This window comes from Thermicanus aegyptius DSM 12793 (assembly GCF_000510645.1).
GTDB lineage: Bacteria > Bacillota > Bacilli > Thermicanales > Thermicanaceae > Thermicanus > Thermicanus aegyptius.
The window spans coordinates 524,816-549,240 of record NZ_KI783301.1; the positions used below are offsets into that span (position 1 = coordinate 524,816).

At 49.6% G+C, this 24,425-nt stretch carries 22 protein-coding genes and 1 riboswitch; all 22 genes read left to right on the forward strand.

The genetic code is table 11. The annotated features are described in order from the left end of the window. The first annotated feature begins 23 nt into the window (after positions 1-23). Entirely contained in the window at positions 24-749 is a 726-nt protein-coding gene (locus THEAE_RS0102735) for a (Fe-S)-binding protein (protein WP_028986438.1), read from the forward strand. Then, positions 746-2,158, forward strand: coding sequence for a LutB/LldF family L-lactate oxidation iron-sulfur protein (locus THEAE_RS0102740; RefSeq protein ID WP_028986439.1), 1,413 nt, complete (start codon positions 746-748; stop codon positions 2,156-2,158). Before THEAE_RS0102735 ends, THEAE_RS0102740 begins: the two co-directional genes overlap by 4 nt. After that, entirely contained in the window at positions 2,155-2,787 is a 633-nt protein-coding gene (locus THEAE_RS19785) for a LutC/YkgG family protein (protein WP_052329714.1), read from the forward strand. Before THEAE_RS0102740 ends, THEAE_RS19785 begins: the two co-directional genes overlap by 4 nt. Before the next feature lie 331 nt (positions 2,788-3,118). Beyond that, the gene (locus THEAE_RS0102750) at positions 3,119-4,021 is read left to right on the forward strand and encodes an ABC transporter ATP-binding protein (protein WP_005589067.1); all 903 of its coding nucleotides are present in this window, start codon (positions 3,119-3,121) and stop codon (positions 4,019-4,021) included. Beyond that, entirely contained in the window at positions 4,011-5,255 is a 1,245-nt protein-coding gene (locus THEAE_RS0102755) for an ABC transporter permease (RefSeq protein WP_028986440.1), read from the forward strand. The genes THEAE_RS0102750 and THEAE_RS0102755 overlap by 11 nt, the downstream gene beginning before the upstream one ends. A gap of 589 nt (positions 5,256-5,844) precedes the next feature. Further along, positions 5,845-6,669, forward strand: a complete 825-nt coding sequence (locus THEAE_RS0102765) for a sensor histidine kinase (RefSeq protein ID WP_028986441.1) — start codon at positions 5,845-5,847, stop codon at positions 6,667-6,669. Then, positions 6,666-7,379, forward strand: coding sequence for a response regulator transcription factor (locus tag THEAE_RS0102770; protein ID WP_028986442.1), 714 nt, complete (start codon positions 6,666-6,668; stop codon positions 7,377-7,379). The genes THEAE_RS0102765 and THEAE_RS0102770 overlap by 4 nt, the downstream gene beginning before the upstream one ends. Further along, positions 7,376-8,602 carry a hypothetical protein gene (locus THEAE_RS0102775; RefSeq protein ID WP_028986443.1) on the forward strand — a complete coding sequence of 409 codons (1,227 nt, stop codon included), beginning with the start codon at positions 7,376-7,378 and terminating at the stop codon, positions 8,600-8,602. The genes THEAE_RS0102770 and THEAE_RS0102775 overlap by 4 nt, the downstream gene beginning before the upstream one ends. 108 nt (positions 8,603-8,710) lie before the next feature. Then, on the forward strand, positions 8,711-10,312 hold the full coding sequence (locus THEAE_RS0102780) for an ABC transporter substrate-binding protein (RefSeq protein ID WP_028986444.1): 1,602 nt from the start codon (positions 8,711-8,713) through the stop codon (positions 10,310-10,312). A gap of 237 nt (positions 10,313-10,549) precedes the next feature. Next, complete coding sequence (locus THEAE_RS0102785; protein WP_028986445.1) at positions 10,550-11,494, forward strand: ABC transporter permease; 945 nt, start codon at positions 10,550-10,552, stop codon at positions 11,492-11,494. A gap of 16 nt (positions 11,495-11,510) precedes the next feature. Continuing rightward, a complete protein-coding gene (locus tag THEAE_RS0102790; protein ID WP_028986446.1) occupies positions 11,511-12,413 on the forward strand; it encodes an ABC transporter permease in 903 nt (300 codons plus the stop codon). Between the two features lie 23 nt (positions 12,414-12,436). Further along, the gene (locus THEAE_RS0102795) at positions 12,437-13,294 is read left to right on the forward strand and encodes a DUF1028 domain-containing protein (protein ID WP_211233467.1); all 858 of its coding nucleotides are present in this window, start codon (positions 12,437-12,439) and stop codon (positions 13,292-13,294) included. A gap of 5 nt (positions 13,295-13,299) precedes the next feature. Next, on the forward strand, positions 13,300-14,268 hold the full coding sequence (locus THEAE_RS0102800) for an ABC transporter ATP-binding protein (RefSeq protein WP_028986448.1): 969 nt from the start codon (positions 13,300-13,302) through the stop codon (positions 14,266-14,268). A 13-nt stretch (positions 14,269-14,281) separates the two neighbouring features. After that, entirely contained in the window at positions 14,282-15,262 is a 981-nt protein-coding gene (locus THEAE_RS0102805; RefSeq protein ID WP_028986449.1) for an ABC transporter ATP-binding protein, read from the forward strand. Positions 15,263-15,388: 126 nt separating this feature from the next. After that, a riboswitch (TPP riboswitch) is annotated at positions 15,389-15,499 on the forward strand. Positions 15,500-15,733: 234 nt separating this feature from the next. Continuing rightward, on the forward strand, positions 15,734-16,021 hold the full coding sequence (locus tag THEAE_RS0102810; protein ID WP_028986450.1) for an MTH1187 family thiamine-binding protein: 288 nt from the start codon (positions 15,734-15,736) through the stop codon (positions 16,019-16,021). After that, positions 15,996-16,760: an ABC transporter permease gene (locus THEAE_RS0102815; protein WP_052329715.1), complete on the forward strand. Its 765-nt coding sequence runs from the start codon at positions 15,996-15,998 to the stop codon at positions 16,758-16,760. Before THEAE_RS0102810 ends, THEAE_RS0102815 begins: the two co-directional genes overlap by 26 nt. 109 nt (positions 16,761-16,869) lie before the next feature. Further along, complete coding sequence (locus THEAE_RS0102820) at positions 16,870-17,856, forward strand: ABC transporter substrate-binding protein (protein WP_052330185.1); 987 nt, start codon at positions 16,870-16,872, stop codon at positions 17,854-17,856. Positions 17,857-17,861: 5 nt separating this feature from the next. Then, on the forward strand, positions 17,862-18,623 hold the full coding sequence (locus tag THEAE_RS0102825; protein WP_028986453.1) for an ABC transporter ATP-binding protein: 762 nt from the start codon (positions 17,862-17,864) through the stop codon (positions 18,621-18,623). A gap of 993 nt (positions 18,624-19,616) precedes the next feature. Next, positions 19,617-21,248, forward strand: a complete 1,632-nt coding sequence (locus tag THEAE_RS0102835) for an ABC transporter substrate-binding protein (protein WP_028986454.1) — start codon at positions 19,617-19,619, stop codon at positions 21,246-21,248. 31 nt (positions 21,249-21,279) lie between these two features. After that, positions 21,280-22,290 (forward strand): ABC transporter permease, encoded by a 1,011-nt coding sequence (locus THEAE_RS0102840; RefSeq protein ID WP_028986455.1) that lies wholly within the window; start codon positions 21,280-21,282, stop codon positions 22,288-22,290. Positions 22,291-22,301: 11 nt separating this feature from the next. After that, positions 22,302-23,198: a nickel transporter permease gene (nikC, locus tag THEAE_RS0102845; RefSeq protein WP_039944221.1), complete on the forward strand. Its 897-nt coding sequence runs from the start codon at positions 22,302-22,304 to the stop codon at positions 23,196-23,198. A 63-nt stretch (positions 23,199-23,261) separates the two neighbouring features. Beyond that, entirely contained in the window at positions 23,262-24,308 is a 1,047-nt protein-coding gene (locus THEAE_RS19795; RefSeq protein WP_039944224.1) for a 3-oxoacyl-ACP synthase, read from the forward strand. Positions 24,309-24,425 lie beyond the last annotated feature (117 nt).

Sequence of the window (24,425 nt, forward strand, 5' to 3'; positions counted from 1 at the left end):
ACCAAAGAGGGGGAGAAGAGTTGGTGAAGGCATCTTTATTTATTACCTGCTTGGCGGATCTTTTTTATCCGCAGGTAGGAAAGAGTGTCGTGGAGGTTCTGGAACATTATGGCGTCGAAGTGGATTTCCCCATGGGACAAACTTGTTGTGGGCAGCCTGCCTATAACAGCGGTTACCACGAGGAAGCGAAGAAGGCAGCTGAACAGATGATCCGTGTTTTTGAAGGGAGTACCTATGTCGTCTCTCCTTCCGGTTCCTGTGCTGCCATGTTCCGCGAAATTTATCCTCAATTGTTCCGAGAAGATGAGGAGTGGCGGGAAAGGGCGGAGAAATTGGCCCAAAAAACATATGAGTTCTCCGAATTTCTCGTCAAGGTATTGGGAGTGAAGGTGGAGGCTGCCTTTCCCGCCACAGCCACCTACCATCACTCTTGCCATATGAACCGATTCCTCGGGGTGAAGGAGGAGCCGATTACCCTTTTAAACCAGGTCGAAGGTTTAACCTTGAAGGATTTGCCCTATTCCCACGACTGCTGCGGTTTTGGGGGGACTTTCTCCGTAAAGATGAAGGAGATCTCCACCGCGATGGCGGATACGAAACTCTCTCATGTCGAAGAGACGGATACGGAGATTCTCATCGGTTCCGACCTCGGCTGTCTCATGCATCTTGGCGGAAGGCTTCACCGGCAAGGGAAAGAGATTAAAACCATGCACGTGGCGGAAGTGCTGGCGAAGGGGTTGAAAAAATGACGGCAAGGAGGAAGGAATTTCATCAAAGAGTGGAAGAGGCCTTTGCCAATCCCCAGATGAGGAAATCGGTCCCCATCACCCAGGATAACCTCCGCTTTGGTCGGATCCGGGCGATGGAGGAATTGAAAAACGGGGAAGCCTGGCGGGAAATTGCCTCCCAGATACGAAATCACACCCTGGATCATCTCCAAGAATATGTAAATGAACTGATCACAAACTTTGAGAAGAACGGGGGAAAAGCCCACTTTGCCAAAAATGGGGAAGAAGCGGTCCAAACGGTCCTGAGCATTGCCAGGAAACATCAGGCGAAGCGGGTTGTGAAGTCGAAGTCGATGGTGACCGAAGAGATCCATTTAAACCATGCCTTGGAAGAAGACGGGATCAACGTGGTTGAAACCGACCTGGGTGAGTTTATCATCCAGTTGGCGGGGGAGACGCCATCCCATATTCTGGCTCCTGCCATCCATAAGAGCCGGCAAGAGGTGGCGGAGCTCTTCTCCAAGGAGGCGGGGCGCCCTCTCACCGATCGAACGGAGGATTTAACCCGGTATGCCCGGGAGAGATTGCGGCAGGAATTTCTCGACGCGGATCTCGGCATCACCGGCTGCAATTTTGCCGTCGCTGAATCGGGCTCCATCATTCTGATCAGCAATGAAGGAAATGCGAGGATGACCTCTTCCCTTCCCAAGGTTCATATTGTGGTGATGGGGATGGAGCGGGTGGTTCCCACCTGGGCAGAGCTGGATGTACTGGTAACGATGCTGACGAGAAATGCGACGGGGCAAAAGCTCTCCGTCTATATGACGGCGATTAGCGGCCCTAGGCGGGCAGGAGATCTGGATGGGCCGGAGGAGGTTCACCTCATCATCTTGGATAACGGCCGTTCCGACATATTAGAGAGCAAATATAGAGAGGTGTTAAAGTGTATCCGCTGCAGCGCTTGCGTCAATGTCTGCCCGGTTTATCGGGAGATCGGCGGACACGCTTACGGTGGTGTCTACAGCGGGCCCATCGGAGCGGTCCTTACCCCCCTCCTCGATGGAATGGAGAAAAATAAAGAATTACCTTTTGCCTCCTCCCTGTGTGGGGCATGCACGGAGGTTTGCCCTGTGAAAATTCCTCTCCATCACTACCTGATCGAAGAGCGGAAAGACCTGGTGGAGAAGGGCTTTCTGCCGAAACAGGAACGTGTAACGTTTCAAGCCTTCGCCTTTCTCACCTCCCATCCCCTCTTTTACCGGAGTGCCGTGAGGGGAGCGGGGCGCTTATCCCCCATGTTCGGCAGAGACGGGGTCTTAAAGAAAGGCCCTGGGATGCTTGCAGGATGGACTGATGGCAGGGACCTTCCCCTTCCGGCCAAAGAGAGCTTTCATGACTGGTGGCGGCGGCAAAGGGGGGAGAAACGATGAGGATTTCCCAATCTTTCATCCTTCCCCCTACCCGTTTTTACGATGGGATGGATAGGGAAGAGATGATCAATGGCTTTTTGGAGAGCCTTAAAGCCTTACAGGTGAGGTATGATCGCCTCACTGCGGAGGAACTCCCTGCTCGCTTGGGAAAGAGAGTGGAGGAGAAGAAGATACGTTCCCTTATCTATTGGGATGATGCCAGGTTGGAGGCGCTTAGGATTCCCCAAGCGTTGGAAGGTATCGCTTTCCAAGGGAAAATCGATCGCTCCATACAGTGGGGAGAAGAAAGCGGGGAGGAGCTTCGCCGCTTGGCGGCGGAGGTGGAACTGGGCATCACCATGGCCGATTTGGGCATCGCGGAGACGGGAAGCCTCATGCTTCTCAATGGAAATGGGAGAGGTCGGCTGGTAAGCTTAACTCCGCCTGTCTACTTCGCCATCCTCCACGAGCAGAATATCGTCCCCCGCCTCACCCAAGCCTTTAGCTATATTCAGGATCTCATCCCATCAGGGCTCCCCTCCTGCATCAACTGGATCACCGGTCCCAGCCGAACCGCCGATATTGAGGGGGATCTCTCCATCGGCGTCCATGGACCGGGTGAGGTGGAAGTATTCCTCATTCGCTCTTAAACGCTCTTCTCGCTTTTGAATCGCCTCTTTTTTCGAATCGCCCCGGGAGGGGCTTTTTTGTTTTTCCGCTCTTATCTCATCCTATCGGTGTGCCCTCATCGGGTTGGTGGCGAAAAAATGATTCATACCGTGGAAAATTGTGAAACATCGTTGATTCCCAAGACGTATAGACTAGAAGAATGAAACGATGAGGTGAGAACGAAGGAGGAGATGGAAAAAGGCAGAGTGACCGTGTTGAGAAGAGGTGGTGTTCCGGAAGAATGGATTTTGGAGAGAGAAAGAGAAGGAAAAGAGATTGTTCGGTCTTTACAAAAGAAGGGAGAGGGAATTCATGGCGTTGGTTCTGGAAGATGTGACCAAGAAGTTCGGAGATTTTACCGCCGTAGACCACTTAAGCCTTACCATTCCGGAAAAGAAGATCTTCGGACTCCTCGGGGCGAATGGGGCGGGAAAGACGACTACCATTCGCATGATCCTAGGGATTCTGCAGCCCACCGAGGGAAAGATCCGCTGGAACGGGGAGAAGATCGATTACTCCAACAGTCATCGGGTTGGTTATCTCCCGGAGGAGAGGGGTCTTTATCCCAAACTTACCGTGAAGGAGCAACTTCTCTATCTGGCCAGGCTGCGCAACATGGGGAAGGAAGAAGCCCTGCGACAAATTGATCTGTGGCTGGAGCGATTTCAGGTTCCGGAGTATAAAGAGAAGAAAGTGGAAGAGCTCTCGAAGGGGAACCAACAGAAGATCCAATTTATTGCAGCCATTCTACATAAACCCGAGCTCCTCTTTATGGACGAACCTTTTAGTGGACTTGACCCGGTGAACAGCGACTTGTTAAAAAAAGTGGTCCTTGATTTGGCCGACTCCGGCACCACCATCATCTTCTCCAGCCATCGTATGGAGCAAGTGGAAGAGTTATGCCAGGATCTTGTGATCCTCCGTCGGGGGAAACCTGTGGTTCAGGGGAACTTAAAGGAGATCAAACGGGCATACGGAAAGAAGAACATCATTTTGCATGCGGATGGAGATCTCTCCTTCCTCTCCCGGGTAGAAGGAGTTACCCGGGTGGAGAGGACGGCGGTAGGGGCGATTGTGAAGGTGGTTTCCGAGGAAGTATCACAACGGGTTCTCCAGGAAGCGATGAAAGCGGGCTTTATCACGAAATTTGCGTTGGAGGAACCTTCCCTCCACGAAATCTTTGTCGAGAAAGTGGGGACTTCCTATGAATCGTAAATTTTGGCTTATTCTCTCCCATTCGTTCCTTACCAACGTGAAGTCGAGGGCATTTATCCTATCGACGGTTATCATGGGCCTGATCATCGTTGTCATCTTTAACCTGCCTGCCTTAATTCAGTTGTTTAAAAATAACGGGGAAGATCGGGTGGGAATCGTCGATTCCACAGGGGAGGTCTATCCCCTCCTGGAGCAACAGGTAAAGGATATGAACCCTGGATTTACCCTCCTTTCCTACGATGAAGAAGGAAAGGCAAAAGAGGAGGTGATGAATCAGAAACTAAAAGCGTATCTTCTCATTGAGCGCGTCGAGAACGGAACCATTGTAGGAACATTTAACGCCAAGAAGGTGAACGATCAGGAGTTTTACGGGAAGGTATCGCAAGCCCTGAAACAGGCGCAGTTTCGCCTCACCGCTTCCCATTTGGGGCTTACGCCGGATCAAGCCGCTCTCCTCTTCCAAGATGTCTCCCTAAAACAGGTTGCTTTAGATCCGGAAGCGAAGACCGTGGAAGAGATGATTCAATCCGGCGTACTTATCTATATACTTCTCTTCGCCCTGTATTTTGCCGTCCTTTCCTATGGCAGCATGGTGGCCATGGAAGTGGCCAAGGAGAAAAGCTCCCGCATCATGGAGATTTTGATCTCCAGCGTTCCACCGGTGATTCAAATGTTTGGGAAGATCTTGGGAATCTCATTGGTCGGTCTGTTTCAATTTGCGATTTTTATCCTGATCGGAGGCCTCTCCATGCTTTTTGGGGATAAAAAGGTGGATTTGGGCGGGCTGGTCGTAGACTTCTCCACGCTTCCCGTAGATATCGTGATCTATGCGGTGATCTATTTCGTGTTAGGCTATCTTCTCTATGCGACGCTGGCGGCTATGTTGGGCTCCTTGGTGAGCAGCATGGAGGAGATTCAAACGATGATCATGCCGCTTACCATGGTGGTTGTGGTCGCCTTCATGATCTCCATGTTCGGCCTAACCACCCCCGATGCCCCCTACGTGGTGGTGAGCTCCTATATACCTCTTTTTACGCCCCTCGTCATGTTTCTCAGGGTGGGCTTATCCAATCCTGCCTGGTGGGAGGTTCTCATCACCACCGTTCTCCTGATTGGGTCCATCCTCTTATCTGCATATGTGGCGGCGAAGGTTTATAGGGGCGGTGTCCTCATGTACGGGAAAGCTTCCTTTGCCGGAATTATGAAAGCCATGAAATTTTATAAGGAGAAATAGGTCCCGGTAGGGAAATGGTCATCGCATCGAGCTGTAAAGAGGTATTCTTAGTATTACATGTCGGGTTTGTTGCCCGACATTTTCATTTAATCTGCTATTGTTCCCAAAATTTAACCATACTTCGATAACCGATGAAAGATAATATGGGAACCGCCAATAACCCCAAAACCAATCATGCGATTTTTACCAACCGAAAAAGCGCTTCGCAAAAGAATTAAAAAGTTCTACGAAATTACGCTTATTTTTTGACATTCCTCCGTGCACCCTCTTTTTTTCTCTGATTATACCTTGTTGCATCTTTTTTTCCAATCCGTCTCTTTTTCAAGAAAGGAGATGATGGGAAGGAAAGAGTGTAGTACAATAAATACAAATTTCATTTCATTGACCCGGGAGAGTATGGATGGGACAAATCCTTCTTTTATGCACCGATCCATATGAAAGTTTTTCATAAAGGAGGGTGTAAGAAATCGTTCAAAATGAAAAAAGGGTAAAATTAGAATACGACAAATTTCCGAATCGGAAACGGGAACCAGAGAGATTGAAGTGAAAATGGCACTGAAGATTGAGAAAACCGGCTGGTGATTACAAGTTGCTGTCCTACGGATGGTTTTTTTTAATTGTGCTGGTAAGCATTTTAAGTCCGGTGATTGGGATCCTCTTGATCATCTTTTATCATCTGTATGAACAAAAAGTTTATTTGCTCCAGATGGAAAACAGGAGGATCAACTTGGAGCGGGAGCTGCAAAGGATCGAATATATTCAGCTTTCGCAGCAAATCCAGCCCCATTTTCTGTTTAATGCGTTAAACTCTTTGTTAAGTTTGGCCCGCCTGAAAAGGCTGAACGATTTGATCACCTCATTTGAACATCTTGCTCTGTTTATCCGTTATAAATACCAACCCAAGAAACAGCTGGTTCCCCTTTTTCAGGAGATTGACCATATACGGCATTACATCGCTATTCAAAAAATGCGCTTTGGTGACCGCCTCGAAGTTCGTTGGGACGTTGAACCATCGTTAACGAAGGCGGGGATTCCTCCCTATTTGCTGCAAACGTTAGTGGAAAATGCCTTCAAGCATGGATTGGAGCAGGTGGAAGGTAAAGCAATTTTGTTGATCCGACTTTCCCTTTCCGCCGAAAACGATAATAAGATGGTCCATTTGATGGTCAAAGACAATGGACCGGGGTTTTCTCCGGTGGTTTTGGACAGTTTGAAGAAGAATCGAGAAGGAGACCCAAGCTCTGCCGGTGTTGGATTAAAAAATATTGAACGACGCTTGGATTTGCTGTTTCCTGGCAGGGGAAAGCTGATGATCTCATCGGACAAAAATAAGGAATCCGGAGGGATAATCACGGTTTCGTGGCCATTGGTATTGATTGAGGAAGATTTACTTGAGCGGGGTGAGAACCGATGAACGTCCTTTTGTTGGATGATGAACCTCTGGAGGTGGACCAGTTGGAATATCTCATCCATTCCCATTATCCCATGTGGCAAGTCATCAAAGCGACCAATGCATCAGAAGCCATGGAGAAATCGAAATGGATGGTAAAACAGGGAAACTCGCTTCATCTGGGATTGATCGATATTAAACTGCCCGGTAAAACGGGTCTGGAAGTAGCTGCCGAATTGAAGTCTTTATTTCATGAGATGGATATCATTATTATTTCCGCTTTTCAGGATTTTCACTATGCTCGGTCCTCGATTCAATTGGGAGTTCTGGACTATTTGGTAAAGCCCGTCCTGGAAGAAGAGCTCTTCAAAATCTTAAAGCGCTATGTGAATCAGCATCCGGAATTTGAGGCCAAATCCCACATGATTCAGAAAGTGCTGCAGATTGTCCACGATCATTATAAAGAAAAATTAAATCTTTCCGAGATCGCTTCGGAACTTCACATCAACACCTCTTATCTGAGCCGCCGGTTCCGGGAGGATATTGGGTTATCCTTTTCAGATTACTTGCTCAAGTATCGCATTGAGGTGGCCAAGACCCTCTTACACAAAAACCGGGACTGGAGTATGCAAAGAATCGCTGAAGAGGCGGGCTTTAACAGCCAAAATTATTTCAGCAGCGCCTTCAAAAAACTTACCGGATTATCTCCGAAGGAGTATCAGAATCAATTATGAATCGTGGAAAACCGGTCTCCGTCGTACATGTGATCTCTGTCTGGCTATATGGGAGTTTAATTCTCATTTCTGGGGAAACCACCCTGCGATTGGGAGCATTTGGAGGAGCAGTTTTGTCTGGCAGCTTCTGGTTATCTTATTTTCTTATGTTCTTATGGTTTTGGAAAAAAGGGGAATTTCCCATCGTCAATCCGCGCAAGCGAGATCGAATGGGGGAAAAGCTGCTTGCTCTGAGTTACCGCGTGGAGATCGTCACGTTCGAGCTTGTATTGGCGGGGATGCTTCTCCATCTGGTTTTAAACCTCTCGGTGTTTCAAGCGTACGTCCTTACACTTTTAGCGAGCCTTGCCCTCTTGCTGTTGGCATTCCGGATTCAGCCCGATTTTCGCTGGAACAATTTGGTTCGCTTGGTGCTTTCGTTGATCTTGGCTTTTTTTCTTCCCATCTACACCTATTTGCAAATAGGTCTAGAAACCGTATATCACAACCTTTTGCATTACCATCCGAAAGTTTTGCATTTGGAACAATCCGGCCTGCTTCCTTTTCTCATTGCCGGCACCTGCATCCTTTTCGCCAACATGGTTGCCTATTTCATGAATCAGCCGGCTAGGAGTGTCGATCCGCCCTCTTTTTTGCGAGATCTATGTCTAACCGCCGTCATCTGGTCGGCAGCTGTGATGGCTTTTTCCAGCATCGCTATCGTTGCGATCACGGAAAAGATCGAACCTTCTTTCCTGAATGAATTATCCATTTTATTGATGAAAGAGATATCTTCGTCACCGGTCTTTTTCATTTTTTCTGTCATGTTGCTATTGATTTCCTTTTCCTCTTTAAGTGCTCCCGCCTTTTTGGTGGGAGGATGGAGAGGCCACTCGAAGGAAGTGCAAAAATTAAATCTTTTTGAAGTTCTGCTCCCTTTCCTGGGAGGAGCGGCGGGGTTGATGACCATTTTTTATTTTCATTGGTCTCTTTTAGATTTTTTTATTCTGTTTGGGATTTTTCAGGGGCCGTTGGGGGTTTGGAACATGGGGAATCTGTTTCTTCTTGGGGAGAAAGGGGGGGGCATGTGGATTCCTGCTACTGGAGTTTTTGTGGCGATCTTGGCCCATATATTTGCCTCTGCCTCGAGGGATGAAATGGTCATTTGGTCCACAGGGACTGCCTTGGTCTTCTTGCTTGTTACCAGGGTGTTGGGCTCATTCAAACGAGTAATAAAAGTGTAAAAAATAGAAATAAAATTGAAATACAGGATGAGACCAATCTTTTATAATACCCCTTAAAGATATTCATCTTTAAAGTTTTTCTTCTTTTTTGAAAAAGGGGGTATACAGATGAGATGGTTTTTTCGTGTAATGATAACCGTTTTTGTACTAGGTGCAATCGTTGCAGGATGTTCTTTCAATTCGCCGCCACAATCAGCCGGTGAAAACGCTGCTCGGGAAAAGTCGATTGTGATCGGGTTACAGGCTGAGCCGACCTCTTTGGATGCCCATCAGATTTCGGATTACAATTCCAGCCGGGCAGCGATGGAAATGTATGACCAGCTGGTACAGTTTAAAGATGAGAGTACGGAGATTGAGCCCGATCTAGCGGAAAAGTGGGATGTGTCCAAGGACGGCTTGGAATACACGTTCTATTTGCGGAAAGATGTCAAGTTTCATGATGGAACTCCTTTTAATGCAGAAGCGGTAAAATTCAGCATTGACCGTCAAATTGATCCAAAACATCCCTACCATGATTCCGGCCAGTTCGCTTACGCCGAGTTTACGTTTGGCATGGTGGATCATGTGGAGGTGGTGGACGAGTATACCGTAAAAATCGTGCTGAAGGAGCCGTATGCTCCGTTTTTAAGCAATTTGGCCATGCACGCAGCCAGCATTGTCAGTCCGACAGCCGTCAAGCAATACGGAAAGGATTTCTCAAGACATCCGGTCGGAACCGGTCCATTCAAGTTTGTGAGCTGGAATCCCGGGGTAGAAGTGATTCTCGAAAAAAATCCGGAGTATTTTAAAGGGGCTCCCAAGATCGACAAGCTTATCTTCAAGCCCATTACGGAAGACCAAACCCGTTTGACCGAATTGGAAGCGGGGAATCTGGACTTGATTGTCAATGTCCCGCCCGATGACTTGGAAAGGTTGAAGGCAGACCCTAATCTACAGGTGATTGAGCAATCGGGGATGCACGTCTGGTGGACAGCCTTTAATACCCAAAAGAAACCTTTTAATGATGTACGGGTAAGGCAAGCGGTCAATTATGCCATCAACAAAGAAGCGATCGTAAACGAAATTTTGAAAGGGACGGGGGAACTTGCCAATTCTCCTTTGCCGCCAAGCATCTGGGGGCATAATCCCAATGTGAAAAACTACGAGTACAATCCGGAAAAAGCAAAACAGCTTTTGGCGGAAGCGGGTTACCCGAACGGGTTTGAAGTAACGTATGGGGTGCCTGAATCTGGATCGGGCATGCAACAGCCAACCACGATGGCCGCTGCCATCCAAGCGGATCTGGAAAAAGTAGGCATACGTGTTAAGATACAAACGTTCGAATGGGGATCTTACCTGGATAAGGTTTTTGTACCATACGATCAACAAAAGGATATGGACATGCATCAGATGTCCTGGATCGGAGATAACGGGGACCCGGATAATTTCCTCTATATCTTGTTTAGCAGCAAGCAATGGCCGACCGCCGGTTTTAATGATGCTTATTACAAGAATGAAGAAGTGGATAAATTGCTGGATGAGGCCCGGGTGACGAATGATAAGAAGAAACGAACCGAACTGTATGAAAAAGCCCAGGAATTGATCTTAAAAGATGCTCCATGGATTATCGTTGATCATGAAAAACAGATTGTGGTTGCCCAAAAGAACGTGAAAAACTTCAAGCTGCATCCAACGGGAGTTTTCCGATTTGCCAATGTCGATGTTGATTAACAGCGGGAGGAGGGGGGATTTCCCTCGTTAACCATCTATGAGTGCCGGGCATGGGTGTGATCTCTAGGATGGATGTCCCAAACGGTGCTGGCGAGCGCCTACCTTATACAGAGCGTAAGGGTGTCCGTACGGAACAGCCCCGGGAGACGTACCGTCTAGTTCGGGGACCGCATGCTAGATGATGAGGACGGGGGAATGGCCCCCTCCTATTCGAATGAAAACGGGGAGGAGTCATCGTTGGGGATCTATGTTGTGAAACGTCTACTCGCATTGATACCCGTTCTGCTCGGCGTAACGATTTTAACCTTCTCCATCATGCATCTTTCTCCGGGGGACCCTGCCAAGATCATTTTGGGTTCCAAGGCGACGGAAGAGTCTATCCGTCAGCTCCGGGCAGAACTTGGACTGGATCTCCCCATATACCAGCAATATTTGCGCTGGTTGGGAAACATCTTGAGAGGAGATTGGGGGCGTTCGATTCAGATGAAGATGGAGGTGCTTCCTTTAATCTTGAATAGGTTTGGAGCCACTTTGATTCTCACTTTGGCAAGCGCCGGTTTGGCAACGGTTTTTGGAGTGCTGTCGGGAATCATAGCTGCCCAAAAGAAGTATACCTGGATTGATCGATTGCTCATGTTGATTGTTCTTGTGGGCTTTGGTATGCCGGTGTTCTGGTTGGGAATTTTGTTGCAAATCACCTTTGGCTTAAAATTGAATATATTGCCAATTTCGGGTATGTATTCTCCCGGCCAAAACGGTTTTTTGGATCTCTTCAAACATCTGATTCTTCCTTCCATCAGCTTGGCTGTCGGTTCGGGGGCAATCATCGCCCGCATGACCCGTTCAAGCATGCTCGAAGTCTTTGGGCAAGACTATATTCGCACCGCACGGGCTAAAGGATTACGGGAGAAAAAAGTCATATACAAGCACGCATTGAAGAATGCATTTATTCCGATTATGACCGTGATCGGGATGCAGATTGGCTTTTTGTTGGCAGGTGCGGTGTTGGTGGAGATGGTTTTTTCTTGGCCCGGTATCGGCACCTTGATGGTGAACGGAATTTTGGCCCGGGATTTTCCCTTGGTTCAGGGAATTATTCTCTTTGTTGCAACTTCCTACGTCCTGATCAACTTAGTTGTGGACATTTTGTATGCATATTTGGATCCTAGAATTTCTTATTAAGTAGGGGTTGAAAAAGATGGAAATGCCTGAAGTGGAGAAAAAAGGGATGGCAGCCGCGGATGGGAAGAAGAAGCACCCCGGGCCATGGGCTTTGGCTTGGAAGAAGTTAAAAAAGGACAAAGCAGCGGTTTTTGGAGGCATCATTTTATTGGTGATCATCGCACTCTCCCTTCTTGCCCCGATTTTACCTTTACAAGATCCGGAAGCGACCAATCTGGGCAAGCGTTTGTTGCCTCCGGGGACGGAGGGGCATCTCCTGGGCACGGACCAGCTGGGTCGGGACCTGTTCAGTCGCTTAATTTGGGGAGGTCGCGTTTCCGTTACCGTGGGTTTTTTCGCCGTGTTCATCGCAATGGCGATCGGAACGTTATTGGGTTTGGTGGCAGGATATTTCCAGAAGTTTTTCGACAGCTTGATCATGCGGACGATGGATATTTTGATGGCCTTCCCATACGTTCTGTTGGCGATCGCCATCATCGCAGCTTTAGGACCGGGGCTAATGAATACCATGATTGCGGTAAGCATGGTTGGGATACCATACTATGCGCGCATCGTGAGGGGTAGCACCCTCTCTTTCCGGGAAATGGAGTTTGTCCTAGCGGAACGTGCAATGGGCGCAGGCCATGGACACATTATCCTCTATCATATTCTTCCAAACTGTTTGCCTCCATTAATCGTAGCTGCCAGCCTGGATGTGGGATGGATGATTCTGGCCGCTTCCGGGATGAGTTTTCTGGGGTTGGGTGCTCAGCCGCCCATGGCAGAGTGGGGTGTTATGTTGAGTGAAGGCCGGAAATTTATCCGGGTTGCCCCGCATGTCAGCGTATTGCCGGGAATGGCCATCTTCTTGGTGGTTTTGGCACTTAATCTCGTAGGAGATGGACTTCGCGACGCTTTGGATCCCAAAGCGAAAGCATAAAAGCAAAGGGAAGGATGATCCACATGACTTTTTCCATTGTCGGTTTTGATCCGAAAACAGGAGAATTGGGCGTTGCCGTCGCTTCCAAATTCCTTGCGGTCGGTTCTTTGGTGCCCTGGGCTAAGGCGGGCGTCGGAGCGGTGGCAACCCAATCGTGGGCTAATGTAGATTATGGATACAAAGGCTTGGAACTCCTCGCAAAAGGAAAATCGGCCCAAGAGGTATTAAATCAGCTTGTTGCGGAAGATGAGCACAAGGAAGTTCGACAGGTGGGGATGGTCGATGCCATGGGTAATGCGGCAACCTATACCGGGGAAATGTGTTATCCGTGGGCGGGTGGAATTACAGGACCTAATTTTTCTTGCCAGGGGAATATCCTGGTGAGTGAAGAAACGGTGAAAGCTATGGCCAATACGTTTCAGCATGCCGAAGGGACGTTGGCCGAACGCTTGCTGAAAGCTTTGTTGGCGGGAGAGAAAGCAGGAGGGGACAGCCGGGGGAAACAGTCGGCTAGCCTGTTGGTGGTGAAGAAAGGAGGAGGTTATGGCGGAAATCACGACCGCTACATCGACCTGCGTGTGGATGACCATGCCGAACCTGTAAGTGAATTGCTCCGGATCTATGGATTGCATCAACTTTATTTTAACCGCACTCGTCCGGAAGACCTCTTACCAGTCGAAGGAGAGTTGAAAACGAGGCTGATGGAATATTTGCTGAAACTCGGTTACGTAAAATCGGTCGAAGTCAATGATCATGAACTGTACGAAGCCGTAAAATCATTCCATTTGATCGAGAATTTTGACGAGCGCGTTCAGGAACCGGGTTGGATCGACCGGAAAGTGGTTGAATTTATGGAACAGCTTGTGACGACAAAAGGGTGAAAAAAATGGCCAAGTTGTTGGAGGTCAAGAATCTCAAGGTCTCCTTTCGGCAAGAAGAAAAACAGGTGAATACCATCAATGGAGTCGGCTTTACTCTAAATCATGGCGAAACGTTGGGAATCGTAGGGGAGTCGGGATGCGGGAAGAGCGTCACCTCCTTATCCGTCATGGGGCTTCTTCCTAAAGAAAATTTCACAATCGAGGAAGGGGAAATCTGGTTCGACGGCAAGAACCTTCTTGAGATGACGGATGAGGAATATTGCAAGATTCGCGGGAAGGAGATCGCCATGATCTTTCAGGAGCCGATGACTTCGTTGAATCCGGTGTTCACGATTGGCAACCAGCTGATTGAAACCATCATGGAACACAGTTCTCTGAGCAAAAAGGATGCGTTTCGCAGGGGAGTCGAAATGTTGAAAAAAGTGGGCATCCCCCGGGCCGAGGAGATCATGTCGGAATATCCCCATCGGCTGTCAGGAGGCATGCGCCAGAGAGTCATGATTGCGATGGCGATGGTGTTAAATCCCAAACTGCTCATTGCGGATGAGCCGACAACCGCTCTTGATGTGACGATCCAGGCACAAATACTCGATCTGATGAGAAGCCTGAAAAATGAGTTGAATACTGCCATCATCATGATTACGCATGATCTGGGGGTGGTTGCGGAAATCTGTGACCGGGTGGCGGTGATGTATGCAGGAGAGATCGTCGAGGAAGGCGGAATCAGGGAGATTTTCAAAAACCCGAAGCACCCGTATACCCTCGGTCTCTTCCAGGCAATGCCGAGCATGCGAGAAGAACAGGAACGCCTCTATTCGATTCCAGGGTCGGTGCCGACACCCGATGAGATGCCGATTGGATGCCGTTTTGCCCCCAGATGTGAGCACGCCAAACCGGAATGCCATGTCCAATCTCCCAAAAGGGTACAGGTTGGACCGGATCACTCTACCTGTTGTTGGCTCTATTCTTCATAAGGAGAGAAAATGTATGGAAAGAAAACCGCCTTCGGACTATCTGCTCAATGTAAAAGGATTAAAGGTATATTTTCCCGTCCGCAAGGGGTTCATGCGCCGGATCGACGGCTATGTGAAAGCTGTGGATGACGTCAGCTTCGCTTTACATGAAGGGGAAACACTGGGATTGGTCGGGGAAAGCGGCTGCGGAAAATCGACGACGGGCCGTGCAATCCTTCAATTAATCCGTCCGACGGCCGGAGAGGTCATCTATCAAGGGAAAGATTTGACAAAGTTAAGCTTCAAGGGGATGCGCCCAATCCGCAGGGACATTCAGATGATCTTTCAAGATCCGTATTCTTCCCTGAACTCGAGGATGACTATTCGGAACATCCTATTGGAACCTATGAAAATTCACGGGATTTTTACCAGGAAAGAGCGGGAAGAGCGAGTGGAGTATTTGTTGGAAGTGGTGGGATTGAGCGGCGCGTATGCCAACCGCTACCCGCACGAGTTTAGCGGAGGTCAAAGACAGCGGATCGGAATTGCGCGGGCGTTGGCGTTAAACCCTAAACTGATCATTGCCGATGAGCCGGTTTCTGCGTTGGATGTGTCGGTGCAAGCGCAAGTGTTAAACTTGATGCAAGAGCTACAAGAAAAGTTCCGGCTTACGTATATTTTTATAGCTCATGACCTGAGCGTTGTGAAACATTTCAGCACCCGGGTGGGAGTCATGTATTTGGGTAGGCTGGTGGAATTGGCCGATAAAAAGCGTTTATATCAGTCCCCAAAACACCCGTACACCCAGGCGCTGCTATCGGCGGTTCCGGTTCCGGACCCAGATGCCAAGAGGGAAAGAATGATCCTTTCCGGGGAAGTTCCCAACCCAAAAAATCCGCCTGCCGGTTGTGCCTTTCAAACTCGGTGTGCCGCCTGCATGGAGATTTGCAAAATAGAGAGGCCGCCTCTTAAAGAGATCGGGCCCGGACATTTTGTTGCTTGCCATCTCTATTGAAATCTCTATTGAACTTTTTAAAAGAAAAGTCTTTTGAATAAGATGTCTTTCTTAGATGTTGTTCCTTGACGAGCTTCTCCTTGTTTACATCTCCCGCAAAAGGTGATAAAATTCGAGGTGAACGTTCCATCACAGCAGGGGAGCTGAGTCCGCTCGGCTGAGAGGGCACCAAATGGGGTGCCGACCCTTCAACCTGATCTGGGTAATGCCAGCGTAGGGAACATCGACGCCGCTCTTCATTCTCTTAGTGTTCTACAATTGAGCAGTCTATCCCTATTTCGGGTCTCCGACTCGCACAGATTCGGCGAGTTCGGGAAAGGCCGTAACGACTCTTTTCGGGGATGCGCATGACGGGGAACAGGAGAGAATATGTGTGCCATGTACTTACGAAGGCTATCCAGCAGGATAGCCTTTTTTGGTGTGATCAGGTTTTCATGGAAAGACTATGATGAGAAGAAAGGAGGTATCGGGGTGCCGATCGTCAATGTGGGGTTTCAAGTGATCCCAAAGACAAAAGAGGGAAACTCCTATGAGTTGGTGGACAAGGCCATTGAGGTGGTCTCCAAATCGGGGGTGAAGTATGAGGTAGATCCCATGGAGACTGTGATGGAGGGAGAATACGATAAACTGATGGAGATTGTGAAGGAAGCCCAGGAGGCGGTCATCGCAGCCGGAGCGCAAGAGACAATGACGTTTATCAAGGTGCATTACCGGCCTGAAGGGGTTACGATTGATGAAAAAGTGGCCAAGTATCGCTAAGGCAGGGGGAAGTCTCCTCCTCTTTCTCCTCCTCTGGGAGGGGAGTGTGCAGATGTTTCGCATTGAAAAATGGATCTTGCCCGCTCCTTCCGATGTGCTGGCAGCCCTTATTCAGTACTTTCCCCTCATCATGATGCACAGCGGGCAAACGGTGATCGAGACCCTGATCGGTCTTTCCGTCGCCACTCTTTTGGGGATCGGTCTGGCCACTTTGATGGATCGCTTTCTCCTCCTGCGGGATGCCGTCTATCCCCTGTTGGTGATCACCCAAACGATTCCCACCGTAGCTTTGGCCCCCTTATTCATGGTATGGTTTGGATTTGGGATGCTGCCAAAAATCTTGGTGGTGGTGATCGCCACCTTTTTTCCCATTGTGGTCAGCCTTTTCGAAGGGTACCGGCAAGTAGATGAAGAAAAGGTTCGTCTCCTCGCTTCTATGGGAGCTAACCGGGGCCAAATCTTTCGCTACCTGAAGATTCCCGCCTCTCTCCCCTCTTTTTTCGCAGGACTTCGGATCGCGGGGACCTATGGGGTGATGGCCGCCGTCGTCGGAGAGTGGTTAGGCGCCAATCGCGGCTTGGGGATTCTTCTGATCCGTTCCTCCAAGTCATTCTTAACGGACCAACTCTTTGCCACCATTCTGGTCATTATCCTGCTAAGCCTATTTCTCTATTGGATCATTGAATGGCTCGCCGCCCTTATCATGCCTTGGCGGCGCTTCTCGGAAGAACGTCATTAAATCTGCGATCAATATAAGGAGGGTTTTTGCTGTGGAGAGTAATCAGATCACATCACGTGCCGGTCGTTCTCTCATTCTTTTGATCCTAAGTCTTTTTCTCTTGGGAAGCTTGCTCACAGCCTGCGGGAGCGGAAATGCAGTTCAACCCAACGCTTCTCAAGGCGGAGCGACCCAAGGGGTAGATGCGAATCAACCTCCGGAAAAAGTGGTGGTTACATTAGACTGGTATCCCAATACGAATCATACGGGTCTCTATGTGGCGAAGGAGAAGGGATATTATAAAGAGGAGGGACTTGATGTGGAGATTATCCAGCCGGGGGAAAACAGTGCCGACCAACTGGTCGCTTCCGGTAAGGCCGATTTTGGTGTCAGTTCGGCGGAAGGGATCACCCAGGCGAGAGCTACCGACCTTCCCCTCGTCTCCATCGCCGCCGTCATTCAGCATAACACCTCCGCCTTCGCCTCCCTTCCTGAAGCGGGCATTAAGAGCCCGAAAGATTTTGAGGGAAAGCGGTATGGCGGTTGGGGAAGCCCCACCGAAGAGGCGACGATTAAAGCGTTAATGGAAAAGTATGGCGCCGACAGCACGAAATGGACCAATATTACCTTGGGACAGACCGACTTCTTCTCCTCCATCGGCAAGCAGGCTGATTTTGAATGGATCTATTATGGTTGGGATGGCGTAGAAGCGGAGCGAAGGGGGATCAAGATCAATACGATCTTTTTAAGGGATCTAGACCCGGATCTGGATAATTACACGCCAATCCTCGTCACCAATGAAGACCATATCAAAAATAAGCCTGATCTGGTGAAGCGTTTCTTGGCGGCAACCGCCAAGGGGTATGAGTTCGCAATCTCCAATCCTGATGAAGCGGCCCAGTCTCTCCTCAAGAATGCACCGGAATTAAATCAGGATCTGGTGAAGAGATCCCAAGCGTATCTGGCGAAGGAATATCAAAGCGATGCGCCCCAATGGGGGATACAAAAGAAAGAGGTTTGGGAAAGGTACGCCAACTGGCTGATGGATAAGAATCTCCTTCCCAAGCGGATCGACGTGGATCAACTCTTTACCAATGATTTTCTTCCCAAGAAGTAAGGCCGATGGATATGTTGAAAATAGAAGGGATTAACAAAGAGTATCTGCAAAGGGATGAAAGCCGCCTTCCCGTCTTAGAGGGGATCACCATGGAGGTGAAGGAAGGAGAGATCGTCTCCTTGGTGGGCCCCTCCGGATGCGGGAAGAGCACGCTACTAGATATCATCGCCGGGCTTACCATCCCCGATCGGGGAAAGGTGTGGATCGGAGAGGAAGAGGTGACGGGGAAAAAGGGAAAGGTAAGCTATATGCCGCAAAATGATCTCCTCTTTCCCTGGCGCACCATCCTGGACAATGTGATCCTTCCACTTCAATTGGCGGGCCTCTCGACGAATAAGGCAAGGGAGGAGGGGAGGAGACTCCTCCCTCTTTTTGGCCTGGAAGGGTTTGCGGAAAGTTACCCTTCCATGCTGTCGGGAGGAATGAGGCAAAGGGCGGCGCTCCTGCGTACCTATTTGATCCAAAAGGATCCCATCCTCCTCGACGAACCTTTTGGGAGATTGGATGCCTTGACGCGTGCGGAGATGCAGAAGTGGCTCCTTACCATCTGGGAGAAGATGAGGCGGACGATCCTCCTCGTCACCCATGATGTGGAGGAGGCGATCTTCCTCTCGGACCGGATCTATCTTCTCTCACCCCGGCCAGGGCGGGTGCTCAAGGAAGTAATTGTTCCTTTACCTCGTCCGCGCACGGAGAGGATGAAGACGGAAGAGGATTTGATAGAGATCAAACGGATATTGCTCGAGGCATTGGAGAATAAAGGCTAACGTAGGCGTTGAGTTTATAGGATAAGGCCCCGTCCCTTTAGAGCAGATATTTTCTCTTCGTCTCTTGAATCTTTTCGATTAGATCATTTCCCTCTATTAATTTGCTTGCTTCTATTTCCACCTTCTGTAACGTACGGTACGGATTCCTTCTGTTCGTTTTCCGGTTTTTAACTGCACATCAGCAAGAGCTCGCAATGCTTTAGCGTAGAGATATTCTCGATTTTGGGCACGGAAAAAATGCTTCCTCGCTGTTATTAATGAGAGCACCTGTCAATATTAGGAATAAAAAACCAGTAGACGAGAGGTGCTCTTATTTGTTTTCAATCAGTATGAAACAAGGAACTGTCGAAGAACTTCTGCATATTGCGGAGCCTTGGTACATTGATCGGGTTGAATTTGACCCAGAGAAAAAGCAACTGAACGTATATGTTAAGGTTCTAAAAGGAGAACTTTTCCCATGTTCGAATTGCGGTGCTACAGATCAACCTGTCAAAGAGATTGCAGATAAGGACCGCCTTTGGCGTCATTTAAATTTTTTTTGAGTATCCTAGTTACATCCATTGTGAATTACCAAGAACAAACTGCGGAAATTGCAAAAAATTAATGCGGGTGAATGTTCCGTGGGCATTGGAAAAATCGAAGCACTACTTCACTTTACACTTTGATGCTTTAATTAGTTTCCGCTGAAAAAATTGAAGAAATTGAACAAAAAAAGGAATTCGCAGCCTTCATGTGGAAATTGTGATTGAGCAGATAACAATCCCGAGGGGCGAATTATTTGTCTAAGAAGTTCAACATCGCCCTTCGGAAATTCTTCCACGATGTGAAGAAAATATTGAAACTTCTGCAGTCGTGCTTGAATCGGTGTTCGAAGGATTGGCATTGTATGATTACAGCATCTTAAAAACAATAATTGCAAAAGTCGATCTAATATGTCATAATCGAATTTACTAAGATTTACATATTCACTAAATCTTCAAAGGGGGATGCAAGATGAGAAGGAAAGGAATGCTGCTCTTTTTCGCACTCGTGCTCCTATGGGTTTTAGCGGCTTGCGGGCAACAGACTGGATCGAAAGGGGAGCCGGGTCAAGGAGGAACGGCTGCTCCGACGGGAGGAACGCTCATTTTTGGCAGGGGCGCCGACTCTACCGCCCTGGATCCCATCAATGTGACCGACGGAGAATCCCTCATCGTTACGGACAATATTTTTAATACGCTGGTCGATTATAAGCCGGATAGCACCGAGGTGGTTCCTTCCTTGGCGAAGGAATGGAAGTCTTCCGAGGATGGCCTCACCTGGACCTTTAGCCTCCAGGAAGGAGTAAAGTTTCATGATGGGACCGACTTTGATGCGGAAGCGGTGGTTTACAACTTCAACCGTTGGATGGACCCTAATCATCCTCAGCATAAAGGAGACTTTGGTTATTATGCCTATATGTTCGGCGGATTTAAAGGGGATCCAGGGCATGTGATCAAAGAGGTGGTGGCCAAGGATAAATACACGGTTGAGTTCCATCTCAATTTCCCGCAAGCTCCTTTCCTGAACAATCTGGCCATGTCCCCGTTCGGGATTGCGTCACCGGCGGCGATCGAAAAGTATGGGGAGAAATTTGGGGATCATCCTGTAGGAACCGGGCCGTTTAAATTCGTGGAGTGGAAAAAAGGAGATAGCATCACCCTGGAGAAAAACCCCGATTATTGGAAAAAAGGACTTCCCAAGCTGGATAAGGTGGTCTTCCGCTCCATTCCCGACAACAGCAATCGCTTCACCGCCTTGAAAAATGGAGAAATCGATTTGATGGATGGTTTAAACCCGGAAGATGTGCCCTCGGTGAAGTCGAACGATAAGCTTCAGCTTTTCTTGCGTCCCAGTATGAATGTGGCGTATCTTGCTTTTAATACGAAGGTGAAACCTCTGGATGATAAACGGGTACGGCAAGCCTTAAACATGACGGTAAACAAGAAGGAGATCATCGACTCGTTTTTCGCCGGGCTGGCGGAGCCGGCCAAGAATCCCATGCCGCCATCGCTATGGGGGTATAATGACCAAGTGGAAGATTATCCTGTTGATCTGGAGAAGGCTAAATCCCTGTTAGCCGAAGCAGGTTACCCGAACGGCTTTGAGACCGACCTCTGGTACATGACCGAACCCCGCCCCTATATGCCCAATGGGCAGAAGGTGGCGGAGGTACTGCAGGCTGACTTCGCAAAGATTGGAGTAAAGGTAAATCTGGTTACGTATGATTGGTCCACCTATCTGGATAAGACGGGAAATGGGGAACATCCGATGGCTCTCATGGGGTGGACCGGGGATAACGGAGATCCCGACAACTTCCTCTATGTCCTGTTGGACAAAGATAATACCCGGACCCCCGATGCCGGGAATATCGCATTCTACGTCAACGATGCCCTTCACGATCTCCTGATCCGGGCACAACGCTCCACAAACCAAGAGGAGAGAATCCAGCTGTACATGGAGGCGCAAAAGATCATCCATGAGGATGCACCTTGGATTCCCCTCGTTCATACGACCCCTCCCATCGCGGGGATCAAAGAAATAAAAGGATATATTCCCCATCCGACCGGCACGGAAAGCTTTGAGAATGTAAGCATCGAAAAATAGGGAAAACAGCCAGTTCGTTGATTCGGAGATGATGCTTTTGTTTCGGTATATCTTGCGGAGGCTCGTTCTCCTCGTTCCCGTTCTCATCGGCATGTCGATCATCGTCTTCGGCATTATTCACTTCATCCCGGGGGACCCTGCCAGGGCCATCTTGGGGGAGAGGGCGAGCGAGACGGCTTTGGAGAAATTACGGGAGGATTTGGGACTGAATGAGCCTCTTTTTCTCCAATATGTTCATTTTATGGGCAATATCTTGCAGGGGAATCTGGGAGAGAGCATGCGCACGAAAGCGCCAATCGCCCAGGAGATCCTCCCCTATTTGGCGGCGACTTTCGAACTAACCCTGGCCGCCATGGCGTTTGCCGTTTTTTTCGGCATACATCTGGGAATTTGGGCGGCCTGGAAACAGAATTCCTGGTTTGATTTGGCTTTGATGATGGCGGCTTTGATCGGCGTATCCATTCCCATCTTCTGGCTGGGGATCATGGAGCAATATCTTTTTGCGGAGAAACTGGGATGGTTTCCTTCCGGAGCGAGGTTTAACCACCGGGAACCCATTACCGCCATTACAAACTTTTATATCCTGGATACCATCTTGGCAGGGAATTGGAGAGGGCTGGGAGACGTTCTTCGCCACCTGGTTCTTCCCGCTTTCGCCCTCGGAACGATTCCCTTATCCATCATCGCCCGCATGACCCGCTCCACCGTTTTGGAGGCGCTGAAGTCCGATTACATTCGCACAGCCCGAGCGAAGGGGCTTAACGATTTTGTGATCCTCTATCGCCACGCTTTGAAAAATGCGTTCATTCCGATCCTTACGGTGATCGGACTGCAAACCGGGAGCCTTTTAGGCGGAGCGGTCTTGACGGAGACGATTTTCGGCTGGCCGGGAGTGGGTCGTTATTTATTTGATGCGATTAACAACCGGGACTACACGGTGATTCAGTCGGGTATCCTGGTGATCGCCGCCTTCTTCGTCCTGATCAATCTTTTGGTGGACCTGCTTTACGCATTCTATGATCCTCGAATTCGGTACAGTTAGGGGGGAGAGGGATGGAGATACAGTCTACGAGTGAGATTGGGGGAAGCCTTCCGGAGAAACCGGAACGAAAGCGGAGCCCCTTCCTTAAATCTTTTTCCAGGTTTCTCCGCCATCCCTTTATCTTATCCGGGGGAGGGATTCTCCTGTTTCTTTTCCTCCTTGCCCTGTTGGCGCCGGTGATCGCGCCGGAAGGGTATAACGAGCAGAAGCTCTCCCTCCGCCTTTTGCCACCCAATGGGGAGCATTGGTTTGGCACCGATGATTTCGGGAGGGACATCCTCTCCCGGGTCATCTATGGAGCCCGCATCTCCCTTCTGATCGGCATCTCCTCCGTAACCGGCTCGATTCTCGTCGGCGCTTTTCTCGGACTCCTCGCCGGATATTACGGGAGATGGGTGGATACCCTCATCAGCCGTATGTTTGATATGCTCTTAGCCTTTCCTGCCATTCTCCTCGCCATCGCCATCGTCGCCATCCTCGGGCCAAGCCTTTTTAATGCGCTATTAGCCATCTCCATCGTCAACATTCCCACCTATGGAAGATTGATGCGGGCGAGGGTTCTCTCTTTGCGGGAGGAGGAGTATGTTCAAGCGGCAAAGGCGGTCGGTTTGAAGGAAAGGCGTATTCTCTTTCGCCATATCCTGCCCAACAGTCTTACGCCCATTCTGGTACAAGGGACGATGGGCATCGGTTCCGCCGTGCTGGAGGCGGCAGCCTTAGGTTTCCTCGGACTGGGCGCCCAACCTCCGGAGCCGGAGTGGGGCAAGATGCTGGCCGATGCCCGAAACTACATCACACAGGCCCCTTGGCTTTCCATCTTTCCCGGGCTTGCCGTCATGGTGACGGTTTTAAGCTTTAATCTCTTGGGAGATGGGCTCCGGGATCTCCTCGATCCCCGGATGCGGTAAAATGAAACTCCTTTGTAACTCCTTTATCGTATGATGGTGGAGAAGATGAAGGAGGTAGGTGACATGCCCCACCCCCCCATAGGGATTGTGAGTATCGGCCTCTATTTGCCGGAAAGAAGAATGACGAGCAAGGAGCTGTCGGAGAAGAGCGGAATTCCCCGGGAGATCTTGGAAGAGAAGATGGGGATCGTGGAAAAGCGCATCCCAGGACCTTCTGACCATACCGCCCAGATGGCCGTTTGGGCGGCCCGGACGGCGATAGAGAGGGCCGGTGTTGATGCGCGGGATATTGATCTGATCATTTATTTTGGGGAGGAGCATAAGGAATACCCCCTCTGGACCGCCGGGATTTGGGTACAGCATAAGATCGGTGCCGTCAACGCCTATGCCTTTGACATCCAGCAGCGCTGCGGGACCGGGGTATTGGCCCTGAAAATGGCGAAAGAGATGATGCTTGCCGATGATGCCCTCCATACGGTCCTCCTCGCCGGAGGCTACCGGAATGTGGATTTTATCGATTATGCCAATCCACGCACCCGCTTCATGTATAACCTGGGAGCCGGAGGGGGGGCGATCCTCCTGAAGAAGGGGTGCGAGGCGAATCAGGTGTTGGCAGGGAGGATCATCACGGACGGCTCCTTCTCCGAAGATGTGGCCGTCCCCGTTGGCGGGACGAAGGTGCCCCTCACCCCGGAACTGTTGCAGCAAGGGAAGTACACCCTCGACGTGATGGATCCGGATGGAATGAAGGCGCGCCTGGAAGAGAAATCGATGCGAAACTTCCTCCGGGTGATACGGGAGGCGGTGGAGAGAAGCGGCTATCGGACCGAAGAGATCGATTATCTGGCGATTCTTCACATGAAACGCTCCGCCCATCAGTATGTTCTGAAAGAATTGGGCCTCAGCACGGAACAATCGATTTATCTGGAGCGTTACGGGCATATCGGCCAGATCGACCAGATCCTTTCGTTGGAACTGGCGCTCCAGGAAGGAAGGGTGAAAGAAGGGGATCTCGTCGTCTTTGTCAGTGCAGGCATCGGTTATGCCTGGGATGCCATCGCCATTCGTTGGGGAAGCCCGGAGGGATCCTCTCCTATTGCCGCCGTCTAAGCGATTGAACCGATCGCGGCCATGGGTTGGAAAGGGAGTGGAGCATCGGCTCTTATCTTTGGGCAGTGGTTGGTCTGTCGTGAAGAAAAAACAGGGAATGGGCAAATCACTAAATCC